Source organism: Paraburkholderia sp. USG1 (genome assembly GCF_031570135.1).
GTDB lineage: Bacteria > Pseudomonadota > Gammaproteobacteria > Burkholderiales > Burkholderiaceae > Paraburkholderia > Paraburkholderia dioscoreae.
This window is the reverse complement of the sequence record NZ_JAMWXW010000019.1, coordinates 92540-106113: the sequence shown is the minus strand read 5'-3', so window position 1 is coordinate 106113 and position 13574 is coordinate 92540. Positions and strand designations below refer to the sequence as shown.

The following is a 13574-nucleotide window of genomic DNA, read 5'->3' as shown; positions in this document are numbered from 1 at the left end:
ATCGAACGGGCTCGAGGTTGCGCACACTGTACTCGTTGCAACCTTCAGGTAGCGCGCAGTAGTCGAGAAGGCGTTGTCAGGTTGTTGTGTCAGTCACGTAAGATGGCGGGATGAAGAAATCGAAATCGCTCTATCACGGTCACCGTTTTCCAGCCGGAGTCATCAGTTGCGCTGTGCGCTGGTATTTCCGCTTTCAGTTGAGCTTGCGCGACATCGAGGAACTGCTCTTCGAGCGTGGGGTGATCGTGACATACGAGACGATCCGATGCTGGTGCGACAAGTTTGGCAAGGGCTTTGCTCACCGGATGAAAGCCGCGCGGCGCAAGCCGGGTAGCACGTGGCACCTCGACGAGATGTTCGTCACCCTGCGTGGCGAACCGTATCTGCTGTGGCGTGCGGTCGACGAGCATGGCGCCGAACTCGACATCCTGGTGCAAAAGCGGCGCGACAAGGCTGCCGCCAAACGCTTCTTCAAGCGTGTGCTGCGTTCGAGCCCGGTGCCGCGCAAGATCGTCACCGATCAATTGCGCAGCTATCCGGCGGCAAAAGCCGAGATCCCGGAGCTTGCGAACGTGAAGCATGTGTTCGTCAAAGCGGCAGCTCGGCTGAACAACCGCGCGGAGAATAGCCACCAACCGACACGCGAGCGCGAGCGGCGCATGCGCGGCTTTCGCGACCCTAACCGCACACAGAAATTTCTCTCGTGCTTCGGGCCGATCCGACAACATTTCGCGCTCAAGCGGCATCTGCTGCGTGCTTCACTCTATCGCAAACAACTCGCAGCTCGGTTCGTTGCATGGCGCGACTTCGCCGAACTCGCCCAAAATCCGTCGACTGCTTTCTGACCAGTAGTCGTATCTGCCGCCGTGCCGTCTCACTCTCGGTAAGTTGACAAAGCCGTCGCGCGCGCAGCGCAGCGCGCGTGGGAGGCCGGCGGGTTGCCGCACCGCATCGCGGCACTGCTGGAATGGGCCGCGCAGCTTGAGGCGCATGGCAACGACATCGTTACCGCACTGTCGATTGACACTGCGCGCCATCGCATCTCTGCCGAAGAACTGGGGGCTGTAATCCACTTTATCCATGGTTTCTGCGAGCATGCGCCGAACGTACTCGCGACGCCGTTTCGCAAGCTCGACGCGCATCCGGATATCGTGTTCAAGGTTACCTATCCCGCTTACCCCGTCGTTGGTGTGATCAGCCCGTGGAATTTTCCGCTGGTGCTGTCATTCATCGATGCGATTCCAGCGCTGGTGGCGGGCGCGTCCGTAGTGATCAAGCCGAGCGAAATCACGCCGCGCTTCATCGAGCCGCTGCGCCGCTCGATCGAAGCCGTGCCCGCGCTGCGCGGCGTGCTCACACTCGTGAGCGGCGGGGCGGAAACCGGGGCAGCACTTGTCGCACAGTCGGATGCGGTGGTGTTCACCGGCAGCGTTCCAACCGGGAAAAAGATCGCGAGCGTGGCGGCGCAGGCGTTTATCCCCGCTTTCCTCGAGCTCGGCGGCAAGGACGCTGCTGTGGTGCTCGCAGGAGCCGACGTGAAGCGCGCGGCCACCGCCATCCTGCGCAGTGCACTCTACAACTCCGGGCAGGTCTGCTACGCGATCGAGCGTGTCTATGCGGACGAATCGCTATACGACGCGCTCGTCGACGAACTCTGCACACAGGCCGGGAATTTGCGGCGTAGCCTGGTGATGGGCGACGGCGGCCACTATGGTCCGATGATCTTCGAGCGGCAGGCATCCATCATCGACGCGCAACTGCAGGATGCGCTCGACAAGGGGGCGTCGATCAAGCTCGGCGGCAAGAGCGAAACGGTGGATGGCGCCGTGTGGATCGATCCGACCATTGTCGCGAACGTCGATCACAGCATGAAGCTGATGACGGAAGAGACGTTCGGACCGATCGTACCCGTCATGCGCTTTTCCTGCGATGCGCAGGCCGAGCAGTTGATGAACGATTCGATCTACGGACTAAGCGGCGCGGTGTTCGGCCCCGACACGCATACCGCCGGAGATTTCGCGACGAAGATGGAGGCGGGCGGCGTCAGCATTAACGATACCGAGCTGCCGCGCGTGATGATGTTCGACGGCGAGAAGACCGCGTTCAAGCAATCGGGGATGGGTGGCTCACGGTATGGCGCGACGAGCATCATGCGCTACGTTCGCAAGCGTGCGCTACTTGCGAACGAAGGAGCGATTGCGGGTCTCGACAAGCTTGCGGAAACAGCTGGGTGAGGCGCTTCGTCACAGTTTTCCCAATCTTCGATGGCTACACGGTGCCCTGTTGTGAAGCGTAGCTGAGACATGGGGCAGGGGTGAGTTCGTTTGTTGCCGGAAGAATGCAGACCATATCCCGGAACCCGTCGACAGGTGAGGCGATCGCAGTCGCGATCGCGTACTACGCGCGTACAGATTCCGGGGTTCGTCCAAGCTCAGGTGTCGAGACGCACCGCATGGTGGCCACAATCGTGTCCTTGTTGACGTCCAGTCCTGCACGGTGGGGATGGAGGATGTCCGTGGAAACTCCTGCCGGACGATAGGTGGCAGGAGTCCTCGTTCTCGATTCGGGGAAGACCTCGCCCGTGGTCAAAATTCGGGGTGCACGCAGGACTGCGGGTCCAATCAGGCTACGGGCTCGGGGCACCAGGCAAGAACCGAACTCGATCACCGCCGCGTTTCCATACTACGCTTTGGCCACCTTAAACCGCTTTCATCCCCCGGGGGCCCGCCCGATGGCCAACTAGATCAGTCATGGCCCTGCGAGAACACATGAAACGGCAAAGCGTCATGCATCGTCGTATGAGTCTCAGCAGGCGCTGCGGAACCCTGTGTCACGCTCTTGGACACGTAACTCTGCTGGAGACCGTCTGCCGTTGAGACGTGTTTCAGTGTTAGAAGCGCACCGCCGAACACGAGCAAGCCAATAGCGCCTGCCGCAAGTTGGTTCTTTCCAGCCCAAGTCATGAAAGCGGGAGACCTTCGTGCGATTAAGACAAACGCAACGAGCAAACAAATCACAAAGATAATGGTCATTTCGCTCTTCCGAATTCTCACATAAGACCGTGTTCGCGAATCAGGGCAAGGGCATATACTTCGATACCCTCTGGGGTTCCGCCCTGTCTGAGCAAGCTGCGAACCGCCCCAGTTGCACCGTCCTCCTGGCGCAGCAGCGCGGCAACCGCGCAGAAATAGCCACCGCGAAAGCCCGTATCCGCTGCCGGCGTCGATATAGCAACGGCTTTGCGCGAGCACTCGACGCATCGAATCTCAACCGGCAACGCCATGAATTCAGCCAGCGGCACGAATTTCGCGTACGTGCCCGGGCGCGATGTATAACGGCAGCGCGACCGCCCCCCGCAGTCAGAGGCGAGATGCACGCGCTTCGTCTTCTTGACGGGCTTCAAAGGCAATCCATAGACACATCCGTTTTCCTAGGCACTTTCCCGCGGCGTGAGCGTGAACCGCAGATCGATGCAACTCCTCTCGGGAGGGTGTCCGTCCAGTATCTGCAACAACAGTCGCGCGGCCTCGAAGCCGATCTGGTAGCGTGGCGTCGTGACGGTCGTCAGCGACGGGGTCGACCATGCGGAAGGCGGCAGATCGTTGAATCCCGCGATCGCAATCCGGCCCGGTACAGAAATGCCGCGCCGCTGGCACTCGAAGAGTGCGCCGAGCGCGAGATCGTCGTTGCAGCAGAAAATTGCGTCGCATGCGGGAGCATGCGACAGCATCTGCGCGAGCAGCTTCGAGCCGAGCCCGACACTCGACGGTTCGTCAGTCAGTATCTCGACATCGGGGTCGAGACCCGCCTCGCGCAGCGCGCGGCGAAAGCCGGCACGACGCTGCATGGTGCGCGGGTCCAGCTGCGCCGCGACGAATCCCGGACACTGGTAGCCGCGTTCGAGCAGATACTTCGTGAGGGTGAAGCCCGCGCGCTGCTGCGAAAAACCCACCGACCATTCGCCGGGAGTGCGGCTCAGATCGTACATATGAACCACGGGCACACGTGCCGCAGCCAGGCGTTGGCGGATGGCTTCAGAGCCGTCGATGCCGGTGACGAGAAAGCCGTCGGGTGCGTGCGAGAGATAGGTCGAGACAAGTTCCGCCTGCTTCCCGGAAGAATAACCAGTATTGCCAATTAAAATCTGATAACCAGCCGGCCCCAGGCAATCCTGGATGCCGGCGAGCGTATCGACAAAAACCGTATTCGACAAGGATGGTACCAGCACGGCCACGACGTGTGAGCGCGACGTGGCGAGCGTGCGTGCCGCATGGTTGGGGACATAGCCGAGTTCAGTGACGGCCGCTTCCACACGGGCACGCGCTTCGGGCGACAACTGCGCCGGATCCTTCAGGGCACGCGATACTGTCATTGTGCTGACTTGTGCGAGATCCGCGACGTCGGCGATCGTCGCGCGTCCGCTTAGCCTGCGGCGCGTGGGTTCATGAGGTGTCGCGGTCGTGGCGTTGCCTGGGCTCGGATGGGTTCGGGGCTGTCTTGCCGCGCGAGTCGGTTTGTCTTTCATCACGCGAGTATCACCTCGCCTGTGCCGGATGGAAAGCCCAGGAAAGCGCGGGATTGGGGCAGGGTTCATCCCGATAGGGCGCCGTTGTCTGTTATCGCTAACATCCGCGTGGGGCAACATGAAAAACACGACAATGCAAGGAGACAAGCCAGATGCGAACCCAACGAGGCAACCTGCCCAAACCGGCCGGCCGGACCGCAAAGCTCACGGTCTACGCGCTCGGCGTCGCGGCGGTCCTTGCCTGCGGGGCGGCGCGCTCCGCGGAGGTCGAGGTGTTGCACTACTGGACGTCCGGTGGCGAAGCAAAATCGGCCCAGGTCCTCAAGCAGATGCTTGATGAAAAAGGCGATACCTGGAAGGATTTCGCCGTTGCCGGCGGTGGCGGAGGAAACGCGATGACCGCGCTCAAGACGCGCGTGATCGCAGGCAATCCGCCCGCTGCAGCCCAGATCAAGGGGCCCGCCATTCAGGAGTGGGGAGACGAAGGCGTGCTCGTGTCGATCAACGACGTGGCGAAGCGCGAAGGCTGGGACAAGCTGATTCCGCCGCAGATTTCGGGCATCATGAAGTACAAGGGACAATATGTAGCGGCGCCGGTCAACGTGCATCGTGTCAACAGGCTATGGATCAATGCGGACGCGCTGAAGAAGGTGAACGCGCAGCCGCCCGCCACGTGGGACGAGTTCTTCCGGACTGCCGAAGCACTGCAGAAAGCGGGCATCACGCCGGTCGCGATCGGTGGCCAGCAATGGCAGGACGCCGAAACCTTCGAGACCGTGGCGCTCGGTGTGGGCGGTGCGGCCTTTTACGAGAAGGCGTTCGTGCAACTCGATCAGTCGACCCTCAGGGGGCCGACCATGGTCAAGGCGCTCGAAACGTTCAAGAAAATCAAGGCCTATACCGACAAGGCTCAGACGGGGCGCGACTGGAATCTGGCGACCGGCATGGTGATCTCCGGTAAGGCGGCGATGCAGTTCATGGGGGACTGGGCCAAGGGCGAGTTCAGCGTAGCCGGGAAGGTGCCGGGCAAGGACTATCTGTGCGTACCAGCTCCCGGTTCGCAAAACGCCTATACGTTCAACGTCGACAGCTTCGCGTTCTTCAAGGTCAGGAGCGCGGATGTCGAGAAGGGGCAGAAGGATCTCGCGAGCCTGCTTCTTAGCCCGAAGTTCCAGGAGATATTCAACCTCAACAAGGGCTCGATTCCCGTGCGGCAAGGCATGGATCTGTCGAAGTTCGACACCTGTGCGCAGCGTTCCGCTGCCGATTTCACCAGCGCGCAGGCGAAGGGAACGCTGGTGCCGTCGTGGGCGCATGACATGGTCGATACGCCGGCGGTGGAAGGTGCCTTTTACGACGTGATCGGCAACTTCTGGAACGACGACAACGAAAGCGCGCAGCAAGCCGCGGACAAGCTCGCCGTTGCGGCAAAAACTCGCTGAAGTGGTGGCACTGAATGGCCTGGATGACGGCACATCGTTCCCGGGCTGTTCGACGGGCGGGCGTCCTCCAGGAAGCATTTCCGTGGCTGCGAGCATGCGCCGGCAAGCGTGCGCGAGCCCCTGAACAAACCGATATGCAATCCCGGGACCGTTCGGCTGATGATTTGCCTGGCAGGGGTTCCCAGATACGTGCGCGCGTCGAGCACCTGTTCGGGCGTCCTGATCTCGCCCGATTCGCCCGCGACGCCGTTGCGAAACCGACTCCTTGTCGACGCACACATGATCTGCGCGTGTTGCGCACCCCCAGCCCCTCGACGCCAACATCCAAGCCTGGTACAGGCTAAGTACATCCGAAGCAGTGCGCGCGCGGAATGCAGATGCGTGCGCCTTGAATCCGCGATGCAAGGCTACCGTTCGTGTAACCCGATGCGGCGAGCTCGCCGGAGATCGCTGCTTGGATGATGCGTCGACTGTATGCGAACTGGAAGTGCCCCTGCTGTTGAAGAAGGGGGTGTCGACCAGGTCGGGGTCGAGCGAACTTCAGATAAGCGCACGCACTATCGAAAATCACCTCCTGTCGATCTATCGAAAGGCCTGCGTAGCCATGGCGCTATTTCTTTCTCTTATCTAATCGATTAGACCGTGCAGGGCGCCTATGATGGCAGCGCAAAACAATGCCGCTTTCAGCTAGTGAAAAGCATGGCGGATGCCTGAGTCGTAAATTTGCCAGCCATGCGCCAAAGATCTGTGTCGCAGTGGCTTCAGGCAACTCGCCAAGTCAACCAGACCGGTCGTGAGGTCGGCTGGTTAGCGTGGAGTGCGCGAGCTCCAGAGCGCAGTTTCAAGTCCTTCGTGGGAGCCTCACTCCGCCATCCATGTCGGCAAACAGTGACACAAGGCCCTCAACGAACAGCGCAACCTTGCGGGACTTGTTGCGACTGACGGGATGGATGGCATAGAAGCTTGCAGGTTCGGGCTCGAAGGCGTCGAGCACCGTCACCAGTCGCCTCGCCGCGAGATGTTCCGAAACTTCCCACCAGGATTTCTGGACAAGCCCCAGACCAGCGACCGCCCAGGCAACCGGCAACGCGGAATTGGTCGATGCAAGTGAGCCCGTCACTCGTAGCTTCCTGGCTGCTGGACCCCGTCCAAAACGCCACTCCGCATGAAGATGGGATTGCGTGTTGAACACCAGGCAACGATGCGCTGCAAGTTCGTCAGGGTGGCGGGGCGTGCCGTGGTCATCCAGGTACGCCGGACTCGCAACGACCACGCGCCGGGTGTCGAACAGGTGATGCCCGATCAGGTTCGCGTCGATGGCGGGGCCGCCCCGGATCGCGATGTCGATGCCTTGCGCGACGATGTCAGCAAAGTGGTCATCCAGCGTCAGCTGGGTCGCCATATCGGGATAGCTCGCCGCAAACCGTCCGACGAACGGAGCAATCCAGCGGAGTCCTAGCGGGTTCGGTGCCGTGACGTGAAGTGTGCCTCGCACGGCAGTCGCGCTCTCGACAATTCGGCTTTCCAGCGTCCTCACGTCGTTGATGATGCGGCTGGCCTCCTGAAAGTAATCTTCGCCCGCCTCGGTCAACGATTGGCGGCGCGTGGTCCTTAGCAGCAGCGGCACCCCGAGACGCTTTTCCAGACCGGCCACACGATCGGCTACGACGGAGGATGCCAGGCTGAGGCTACGCGCTGCTGCAGAGAAACCGCCTTGCCGCACCACTTCGACGAAGATCTCCATTTCAGTGACAGCATGCATCGATTTAATGGACTTTCCGGAAGCTCTTTCCGGAATTACACCATTTATCGATATGCAAAGCGAGTGGAAGATTATTGCGATGCAGCATTGCGGCATGCCCTCTTCCTGCTTTCCATATCTTGTGAGTGCGCTGACATGAGTCATCTCAGAAAGCTCTATTCCACTGCCGCTTCGGCCGCGGTCCTGCTCGCGGCTGCGGGCCCTGCTGCACACGCGGCGGGCACCAACCTGGTCACGACGCAAAAGCTTCGCTGGCAAACAGCCGAGGTGCTCGCCAGCGAAGCAGTACGGGTGTGCGCCAGCCGTGGCTATTCGGTTACGGCGACCGTCTCGATCCTTCGGGCCACCAGCAAGCGGTCATCAAGGGCGATTCGGTGCCGCTGCAATCGCTTTCCGTGTCCTATCGCAAGGCCTATACGGCTTATGCCTATGGCCTGGCTTTCAACAAGGACTCCACCAGTGAGCTGATCGCGGCGAAGGTAGCCGGCCCGCTCGACGGCGGCGTGCTGGCAACGGAACCAGAAGTGATCTTCATCCCCGGCGGCGTGACCCTACGTACGGCTGATCGCACCGTGATTGGCGGTATCGGCGTGTCTGGTGCCCCGGGGGGCGACAAGGACGAAGCGTGCGCGCAGGCGGCAGTGGATAAATACAGGCAGGATTTCCATTGAAGCGCCGCACTTTCATCGCCGCCGCAGCTGGCACAGCGCTCGTACCGGTGTTGGACGCGACCGCTTTCGCTGGGACTGTCTCCGGCGACACAGCACCGGATGGTTCGTTCGAGATCGTCGCCGCGTTTCCTGGTCCGGGTCCATCCGGCATCGCTGTAACGCCCGAGGGGCGGGTGTTCGTGGGTTTCCCCCGGCACGCTGATAACCATCGCGAGGCGACGCTGGCGGAATTGAAGGGCAATGTGCTGGTTCCCTATCCCAACGCTGCCCTCAGCCTGCCCTCGGACAAGCCGCCCGAACAGCGCCTGATCTCGATTCACGGCATGACCACGGACAGTCGCGGCCGGCTATGGGCGATCGACGACGGCAAGCTCGCCGGACAACCGATTGCGCCGGGGGCGGCCAAAGTGATCGGCGTCGACCCACACTCGGATCGGTTGATCGCGAGCATCGTGCTGAAACCGCCGGCGATGCGCCCCGACAGCCACATGAACGACTTGCGCATCGATTTGACCCACGGCCCGCAGGGCGTCGCCTACATCGCCGATTCCTCGTTCGGCACATCGGGCGCACTGGTCGTGGTTGACATCGCGACCGAACGCCAACGCCGCGTGCTGACCAATCACCCGTCGACGCAACCGGAACAGGGATTCGTAGCCGTGCTCGAAGGGCGGCCTCTGCGTTACGACCCGGCGCATCCCGGTTTCCCGGTGGGGGGCGCGGACAGCGTCACGCTCAGTGCGGACAGTTCGCGACTCTACTACTCGCCGTTGACGAGCCGCAGGCTGTACAGCATCGCGACCGACCTGCTGGCCGATTTCGGTGCCACCGATGCGGCCCTTGCAGCCGGCGTGGTGGACCACGGTGAGAAGGTGATGACCGACGGCCTCGCGACCGATATGCAGGATCGTATCTATCTCACCGCCGGCGAACACGATGCCATCCTGCGTCGTTATCCGGACGGACGCCTCGACGTGGTCGCGCGAGATCCCCGCATCGTATGGCCGGACGGCATTTTCGCCACGGCCACCCACGTCTATTGCACGTTGGGCCAGTGGGACCGGCTCCCGGGATTCAACGGCGGCAAAGACCTTCGCGTGCCCCCGTACCTCCTGATTCGTGTGCCGATCGATCAGCCGTGTCCTCCTGTTGCCTAGTCCCAAAGAAGGCCTTTCATGCGTGACGAAACTTCTGCCGTTACTACGGCTGACTCGATGCTTGCCCCACAAGCGCAAGCCGATGCCCGGCGCGCTACCCGCGCGCTGGCCGCGCTGACAACAGCGGTATTCCTGACCTTCATGACGATTGGCCTGCCGTTGCCGGTTGTTCCTCTTTACGTCGGAAAAACACTGGGATTCGGCAATGTCCTGGTCGGTCTGTCGGTCGGCATCCAGTTTCTGGCCACCATCCTGACGCGAGGCGTAGCCGGTCGCCAGGTCGACCGCATGGGCGCGCGCCCTGTCATGCTGCGTGGCATGTTTTTCTGCGGGTGTTCGGGCCTTGCGCTGGTTCTCTCGGCACAACTTCCGGCTGCGGGCGTGGTCAGGTTGCTCGTGCTGATCGTCGGCCGACTCGTGCTGGGGTTTGGCGAAAGCCAGCTCATCGTAGGCATGTTTGGGTGGGGAATCGGCACGGTCGGACAGCCGCGTTCTGGCAAGGTACTGGCGTGGACCGGTATGGCGATGTATGGCGCGATCGCGCTGGCCGCGCCAATCGGTTACTGGCTCTATCACCGGGGCGGTATGACGTATGTGGGCACGGTGGTCGTCCACCTGCCCATGATCGCCGCCTTCTTTGCGTACCCCGTTGCAGGAGTGGCGCCCCTGAAAGGCGAGCACCAGCCATTCTGGAGTGTGATAGGCCTTATCTGGCAGCCTGGGCTGGCCGTGCTGCTACAGGGCGTTGGGTTTGCGGCGATCGGCGCTTTTGTCTCACTGGATTTTGCTGCCAGGGGATGGGCGGGAACGGGCCTCGCATTGAGCTGTTTCGGGGGTGCTTTTGTGTTGGTTCGTGTCCTGTGCGGTCACCTCCCGGATCGCTATGGTGGAATGCCCATTGCCATCGCATCCCTAGCCATTGAAATGGTAGGGCAAGCACTGCTCTTTCTCGCGCCAACCGCCCCGATGGCGCTTTTGGGCGCTGCCGTAACCGGCGCCGGCTGTTCGATGGCCTTTCCGTCCTTGGGCGTCGAAGTCGTCAAGCGCGTTGACGTCCATAGTCGTGCGACCGCATTGGGAGGATTCGCGGCATTCCAGGATCTGGCCTATGGCTTGACCGGCCCGGTGACAGGGGTGTTCGCCACAGCCTTCGGATTCCCCTCCGTGTTCGCGGTCGGTAGCGCCTGCGCGGCAGTTGGCCTGTTCGTGGTCGTGGCCATGGCGCGTGGCGCGCTCGGGTGGTCGGTTACCCGCGGAAAACCGACGGCCCTCTCGGCCCCCAACGAATAAAACGAGGAGCGCGAGATGATCGAAACGGCTATTCCGCAGCTTGCCTTGAATGACGGTATCCAGATTCCGGCGAACGGTTTCGGCACCTACAAACTGAATGGCCGCGAGAGCGTCAAGGCGATGGGAATCCCATGACCTGTCAGTCATCCTCGGCCGCAGTCTCGATCTCATCGGTATCTTCATGCTTCTGCCGATGCTTGCCGGTCAGGGTCTCGCTCGCCATGGAGAGATCCTGAGCGAAATCGGGGCGCTCGTCGATAGGGGTAAGCTCCGGCCGTTACTTGATCCGGCACGCTTCTCCCTGACGGATGTGAGTGCCGCCTATACCCACCTCGAAAAAGGCCATGCCATCGGCAAGGTCGTCATCGATATATGCCCCTGACGAGGAAAATCCAAAATCTCCGAAGAAATCGCCATCGTCGCCATAGCCCAGGCTAAGCCCGGCGCGGAGGCATAGGTCGAAGCAGCCATCACTGCCTGCGTGGCAGGAACGCACCTAGAGCCGGGATGCCGGCTCTAGGTCCGTGATCCAGCATGCGCCCGGGATAGGCGTGGTGGTGGCCTTCCGAGGCGGAAACTGCTGGACCAGCTCGGCGTAGCGCTCCAGCGGCGCGCGGTACAGCGCAGCAAACTGGCTGCGCGAGACGGAGGTGCGTTGCCAGATGTGTTCCGATGGGGCGCCTCTGACTCTTGACGGACTAGACACGATGCCGCAATTTAACCATAATGACCATATCAATCATATCGGTCATGGGTGCGCAATGATTACTGAAGTCAGTGCAGTGAACTTCCGGCAGAACTTGGGCGAGATGCTTAACCAGGTGCAGTACCGCAACGACAGCATCGTCATCAACAAAGACGGCAAGCCGGTCGCGGCTTTGGTCGACGCCGAGCTGTTTGCCCGCATCCGGCGCATGCAGGAACGCTTCGACGTCCTGAGCCGTCGGATCAACGATGCCTATGCCGGCGTACCGGCAGAGGAAGGCCTGGCCGAAATCGAGGCTGCCGTGGCCGCCGAGCGGAAGGCGCGCTGATGTCGGGATTGCGCGTCGTACTCGATACCAATGTGCTGGTATCGGGGCTGGCCTATCCGGGTAGTGTGCCGGGACGCATCGTTGCGGCTTGGCGGCAAGGTGGCCTGGAGGTGGCACTTTCGCATTACATACTGGATGAAATGGTACGTGTATTGCCGCGTTTGCCAAAAGTCCAGATGACTCCGGTGGAAATCCGCGATCTGGCGGACAGCTTCATGTTCCTGGCCGACATAGTCGAACCCGAAGCGAAGCAGGACGTGGCGCTGCGTGATCCCGCCGACCAGCCTGTGCTGATGACTCTGATTGCAGCAAAGGCGCAGTATCTGGTCACTGGAGACAAGGATCTGTTGGCCTTGTCGGACCGCTACGCGATCATTACGCCAGCAGAGTTCTGGCAGCGGCACGGAGTCTGATCGCATGGCGGTTAACGCACCGGGGCCGCAAATAGAGTTGGTGTCGTAGGAGCCGCCCGTGTTGAAGAAGTAGTTCGAGCCGATCCAGGTCAAATCATTCATCTGCGTGTCGGACAGCGTCGGCCGGTTCATGAAGAGCCTGGCGCGCGACGGCCCGTAGCAGTCGTGCGTGAAGTCCGCGAACTCCTGAGCCAGCACCACCGGATCGTTGATGCGGGCGGCATCCACGTCCATGCGGATTTGCCGGAGGTCCGTGCCACATGGAATCGCTGCGACTGCTGCGCTGGTAATGGCCTTCGAGATCGCGTGCATGAAGAACCACCAGACCGGCACCAGCGCGCTCTGATTATTGAGGGCGGTGTACGTCGTTCCCCAGCCAGTGTCTGCCGGCTTGGGAACGGTGGCTCGGGCGGAAACGTCTTGAGTGCCTTCAGATCGACCTGGCCAATTTGGCAGGCCAGTCCTTCGCGCAGCGGCGGCAACACCTGGCTACGTGGCCCGGCTTCGCCTTCCTCGTCGGCAGGTTCCGGGGCGGCCAGCACCAGGCGCCAGCCCGGCACGATAACCTGCTTGCGGCCTCCAGGCTCTGTCCGCCGAAGGGGAGCCGCGCCGTGGTGCGATCGAACTCGTGGTGGGGGAGGAACTGTGCCAGGCAATGCGCACGGATCAGCTTGTAGACGGCCAGTTCCTTCTCGCTCATGGCTGCGAGATTCGCAGGTTCGAGGGTCGGAATGATGCCGTGGTGCGCCGTGACCTTGCCGTCGTTCCCGGCACGCGAGCGCTGGGTGCAGTCGAGCTGGGCGACCAGTGGGGGCAGGGCCGGATCGGTCTTGACCAGGCTGTCGAGCACGGTCGGCACCTCGGCGAACATGCTTTCGGGCAGGTAGGCCCGAATCGGAGCGCGGGTACGTCGTCGCCTTGTGCGTCTCGTACGGGGCCTGCGCGATGTCGAGCGTTTCCTGCACGTCCAGGCCGAACTGCCGGGAGCAGACCTCTTGCAGCGTGCCCAAGTCGAACGGTAGCGGTGGACCTTCACGCACGCGCCCGGTCTCGACGCTGATCACCTGGGCGGAGTCAGCCGCGCGGATACGCTCGACTGCCTGCTGCACGACGGGCTGCTGCAAGCAGCGGCCGGCGCCGTCGGTACAGCCCTGCGGCGGTTGCCAGTGCGCGATGAAGGAAGCACCACCTGCGGACAGGGTGACCTCGATCGCCCAAAACGGAACGGAGACAAAACGCGCGATCTCGCGGTCGCGGTCGAGAATCGCGAGACCGCTGGA

General features: G+C 61.9%; 12 protein-coding genes and 5 pseudogenes. 9 read left to right on the top strand and 8 right to left on the bottom strand.

Annotated features, from left to right (window positions below; translation table 11 throughout):
* Positions 1-110: 110 nt before the first annotated feature.
* Both NE850_RS24405 and NE850_RS24400 read left to right on the top strand, forming a co-directional pair.
* Positions 111-845, top strand: coding sequence for an IS6 family transposase (locus NE850_RS24405; protein WP_310699467.1), 735 nt, complete (start codon positions 111-113; stop codon positions 843-845).
* A 66-nt stretch (positions 846-911) separates the two neighbouring features.
* Positions 912-2234: pseudogene (locus NE850_RS24400) on the top strand (aldehyde dehydrogenase family protein); the annotation flags it as partial.
* Between the two features lie 510 nt (positions 2235-2744).
* Here the strand turns inward: NE850_RS24400 and NE850_RS24395 are convergent.
* The 3 genes from NE850_RS24395 to NE850_RS24385 all read right to left on the bottom strand — a co-directional run bounded on the left by NE850_RS24395 (position 2745) and on the right by NE850_RS24385 (position 4525).
* A complete protein-coding gene (locus NE850_RS24395; RefSeq protein WP_012431190.1) occupies positions 2745-3032 on the bottom strand; it encodes a hypothetical protein in 288 nt (95 codons plus the stop codon).
* Positions 3033-3049: 17 nt separating this feature from the next.
* Positions 3050-3301 (bottom strand): hypothetical protein, encoded by a 252-nt coding sequence (locus NE850_RS24390; RefSeq protein ID WP_252888621.1) that lies wholly within the window; start codon positions 3299-3301, stop codon positions 3050-3052.
* Positions 3302-3430: 129 nt separating this feature from the next.
* Positions 3431-4525 carry a LacI family DNA-binding transcriptional regulator gene (locus NE850_RS24385; RefSeq protein WP_012431191.1) on the bottom strand — a complete coding sequence of 365 codons (1095 nt, stop codon included), beginning with the start codon at positions 4523-4525 and terminating at the stop codon, positions 3431-3433.
* A 152-nt stretch (positions 4526-4677) separates the two neighbouring features.
* Here NE850_RS24385 and NE850_RS24380 point away from each other — a divergent pair, with 152 nt between their 5' ends.
* Entirely contained in the window at positions 4678-5967 is a 1290-nt protein-coding gene (locus tag NE850_RS24380; RefSeq protein WP_012431192.1) for an ABC transporter substrate-binding protein, read from the top strand.
* A gap of 101 nt (positions 5968-6068) precedes the next feature.
* Here the strand turns inward: NE850_RS24380 and NE850_RS24375 are convergent.
* Together NE850_RS24375 and NE850_RS24370 are read right to left on the bottom strand one after the other, a co-directional pair.
* Positions 6069-6212, bottom strand: a pseudogene (locus NE850_RS24375) (esterase); the annotation flags it as partial.
* Between the two features lie 596 nt (positions 6213-6808).
* Positions 6809-7873, bottom strand: a complete 1065-nt coding sequence (locus tag NE850_RS24370; protein WP_202945178.1) for a LysR family transcriptional regulator — start codon at positions 7871-7873, stop codon at positions 6809-6811.
* Between the two features lie 149 nt (positions 7874-8022).
* On the opposite strand from NE850_RS24370, the gene NE850_RS24365 reads away from it, so the two are divergent.
* The 4 genes from NE850_RS24365 to NE850_RS24350 all read left to right on the top strand — a co-directional run bounded on the left by NE850_RS24365 (position 8023) and on the right by NE850_RS24350 (position 11229).
* Entirely contained in the window at positions 8023-8400 is a 378-nt protein-coding gene (locus tag NE850_RS24365) for a heme-binding protein (protein WP_012431194.1), read from the top strand.
* On the top strand, positions 8397-9557 hold the full coding sequence (locus tag NE850_RS24360; RefSeq protein WP_012431195.1) for an L-dopachrome tautomerase-related protein: 1161 nt from the start codon (positions 8397-8399) through the stop codon (positions 9555-9557). Before NE850_RS24365 ends, NE850_RS24360 begins: the two co-directional genes overlap by 4 nt.
* Positions 9558-9575: 18 nt before the next feature.
* Positions 9576-10847 (top strand): MFS transporter, encoded by a 1272-nt coding sequence (locus NE850_RS24355; protein WP_223274404.1) that lies wholly within the window; start codon positions 9576-9578, stop codon positions 10845-10847.
* 181 nt (positions 10848-11028) lie between these two features.
* The gene (locus tag NE850_RS24350) at positions 11029-11229 is read left to right on the top strand and encodes a zinc-binding dehydrogenase (RefSeq protein WP_041758165.1); all 201 of its coding nucleotides are present in this window, start codon (positions 11029-11031) and stop codon (positions 11227-11229) included.
* Positions 11230-11368: 139 nt separating this feature from the next.
* Here NE850_RS24350 and NE850_RS24345 read toward each other — a convergent pair.
* Positions 11369-11556 (bottom strand): annotated as a pseudogene (locus NE850_RS24345) (TraI domain-containing protein); the annotation flags it as partial.
* 52 nt (positions 11557-11608) lie between these two features.
* Here NE850_RS24345 and NE850_RS24340 point away from each other — a divergent pair.
* Entirely contained in the window at positions 11609-11881 is a 273-nt protein-coding gene (locus tag NE850_RS24340; RefSeq protein ID WP_012431197.1) for a type II toxin-antitoxin system Phd/YefM family antitoxin, read from the top strand.
* Positions 11881-12294 carry a putative toxin-antitoxin system toxin component, PIN family gene (locus tag NE850_RS24335; protein WP_012431198.1) on the top strand — a complete coding sequence of 138 codons (414 nt, stop codon included), beginning with the start codon at positions 11881-11883 and terminating at the stop codon, positions 12292-12294. Before NE850_RS24340 ends, NE850_RS24335 begins: the two co-directional genes overlap by 1 nt.
* A gap of 39 nt (positions 12295-12333) precedes the next feature.
* Here NE850_RS24335 and NE850_RS24330 read toward each other — a convergent pair.
* Both NE850_RS24330 and NE850_RS24325 read right to left on the bottom strand, forming a co-directional pair.
* Positions 12334-12693 (bottom strand): annotated as a pseudogene (locus NE850_RS24330) (conjugal transfer protein TraG N-terminal domain-containing protein); the annotation flags it as partial.
* Positions 12694-12695: 2 nt separating this feature from the next.
* Positions 12696-13559, bottom strand: a pseudogene (locus tag NE850_RS24325) (DNA topoisomerase); the annotation flags it as partial.
* Positions 13560-13574 lie beyond the last annotated feature (15 nt).

Bases quoted from the DNA above. Each gene is read 5' to 3' on its own strand.
- NE850_RS24405 (WP_310699467.1), top strand. From the start codon at position 111: ATGAAGAAATCGAAATCGCTCTATCACGGTCACCGTTTTCCAGCCGGA.
- NE850_RS24395 (WP_012431190.1), bottom strand. From the start codon at position 3,032: ATGACCATTATCTTTGTGATTTGTTTGCTCGTTGCGTTTGTCTTAATC.
- NE850_RS24385 (WP_012431191.1), bottom strand. From the start codon at position 4,525: ATGAAAGACAAACCGACTCGCGCGGCAAGACAGCCCCGAACCCATCCG.
- NE850_RS24380 (WP_012431192.1), top strand. From the start codon at position 4,678: ATGCGAACCCAACGAGGCAACCTGCCCAAACCGGCCGGCCGGACCGCA.
- NE850_RS24370 (WP_202945178.1), bottom strand. From the start codon at position 7,873: ATGACTCATGTCAGCGCACTCACAAGATATGGAAAGCAGGAAGAGGGC.
- NE850_RS24355 (WP_223274404.1), top strand. From the start codon at position 9,576: ATGCGTGACGAAACTTCTGCCGTTACTACGGCTGACTCGATGCTTGCC.
- NE850_RS24350 (WP_041758165.1), top strand. From the start codon at position 11,029: ATGCTTCTGCCGATGCTTGCCGGTCAGGGTCTCGCTCGCCATGGAGAG.
- NE850_RS24340 (WP_012431197.1), top strand. From the start codon at position 11,609: ATGATTACTGAAGTCAGTGCAGTGAACTTCCGGCAGAACTTGGGCGAG.
- NE850_RS24335 (WP_012431198.1), top strand. From the start codon at position 11,881: ATGTCGGGATTGCGCGTCGTACTCGATACCAATGTGCTGGTATCGGGG.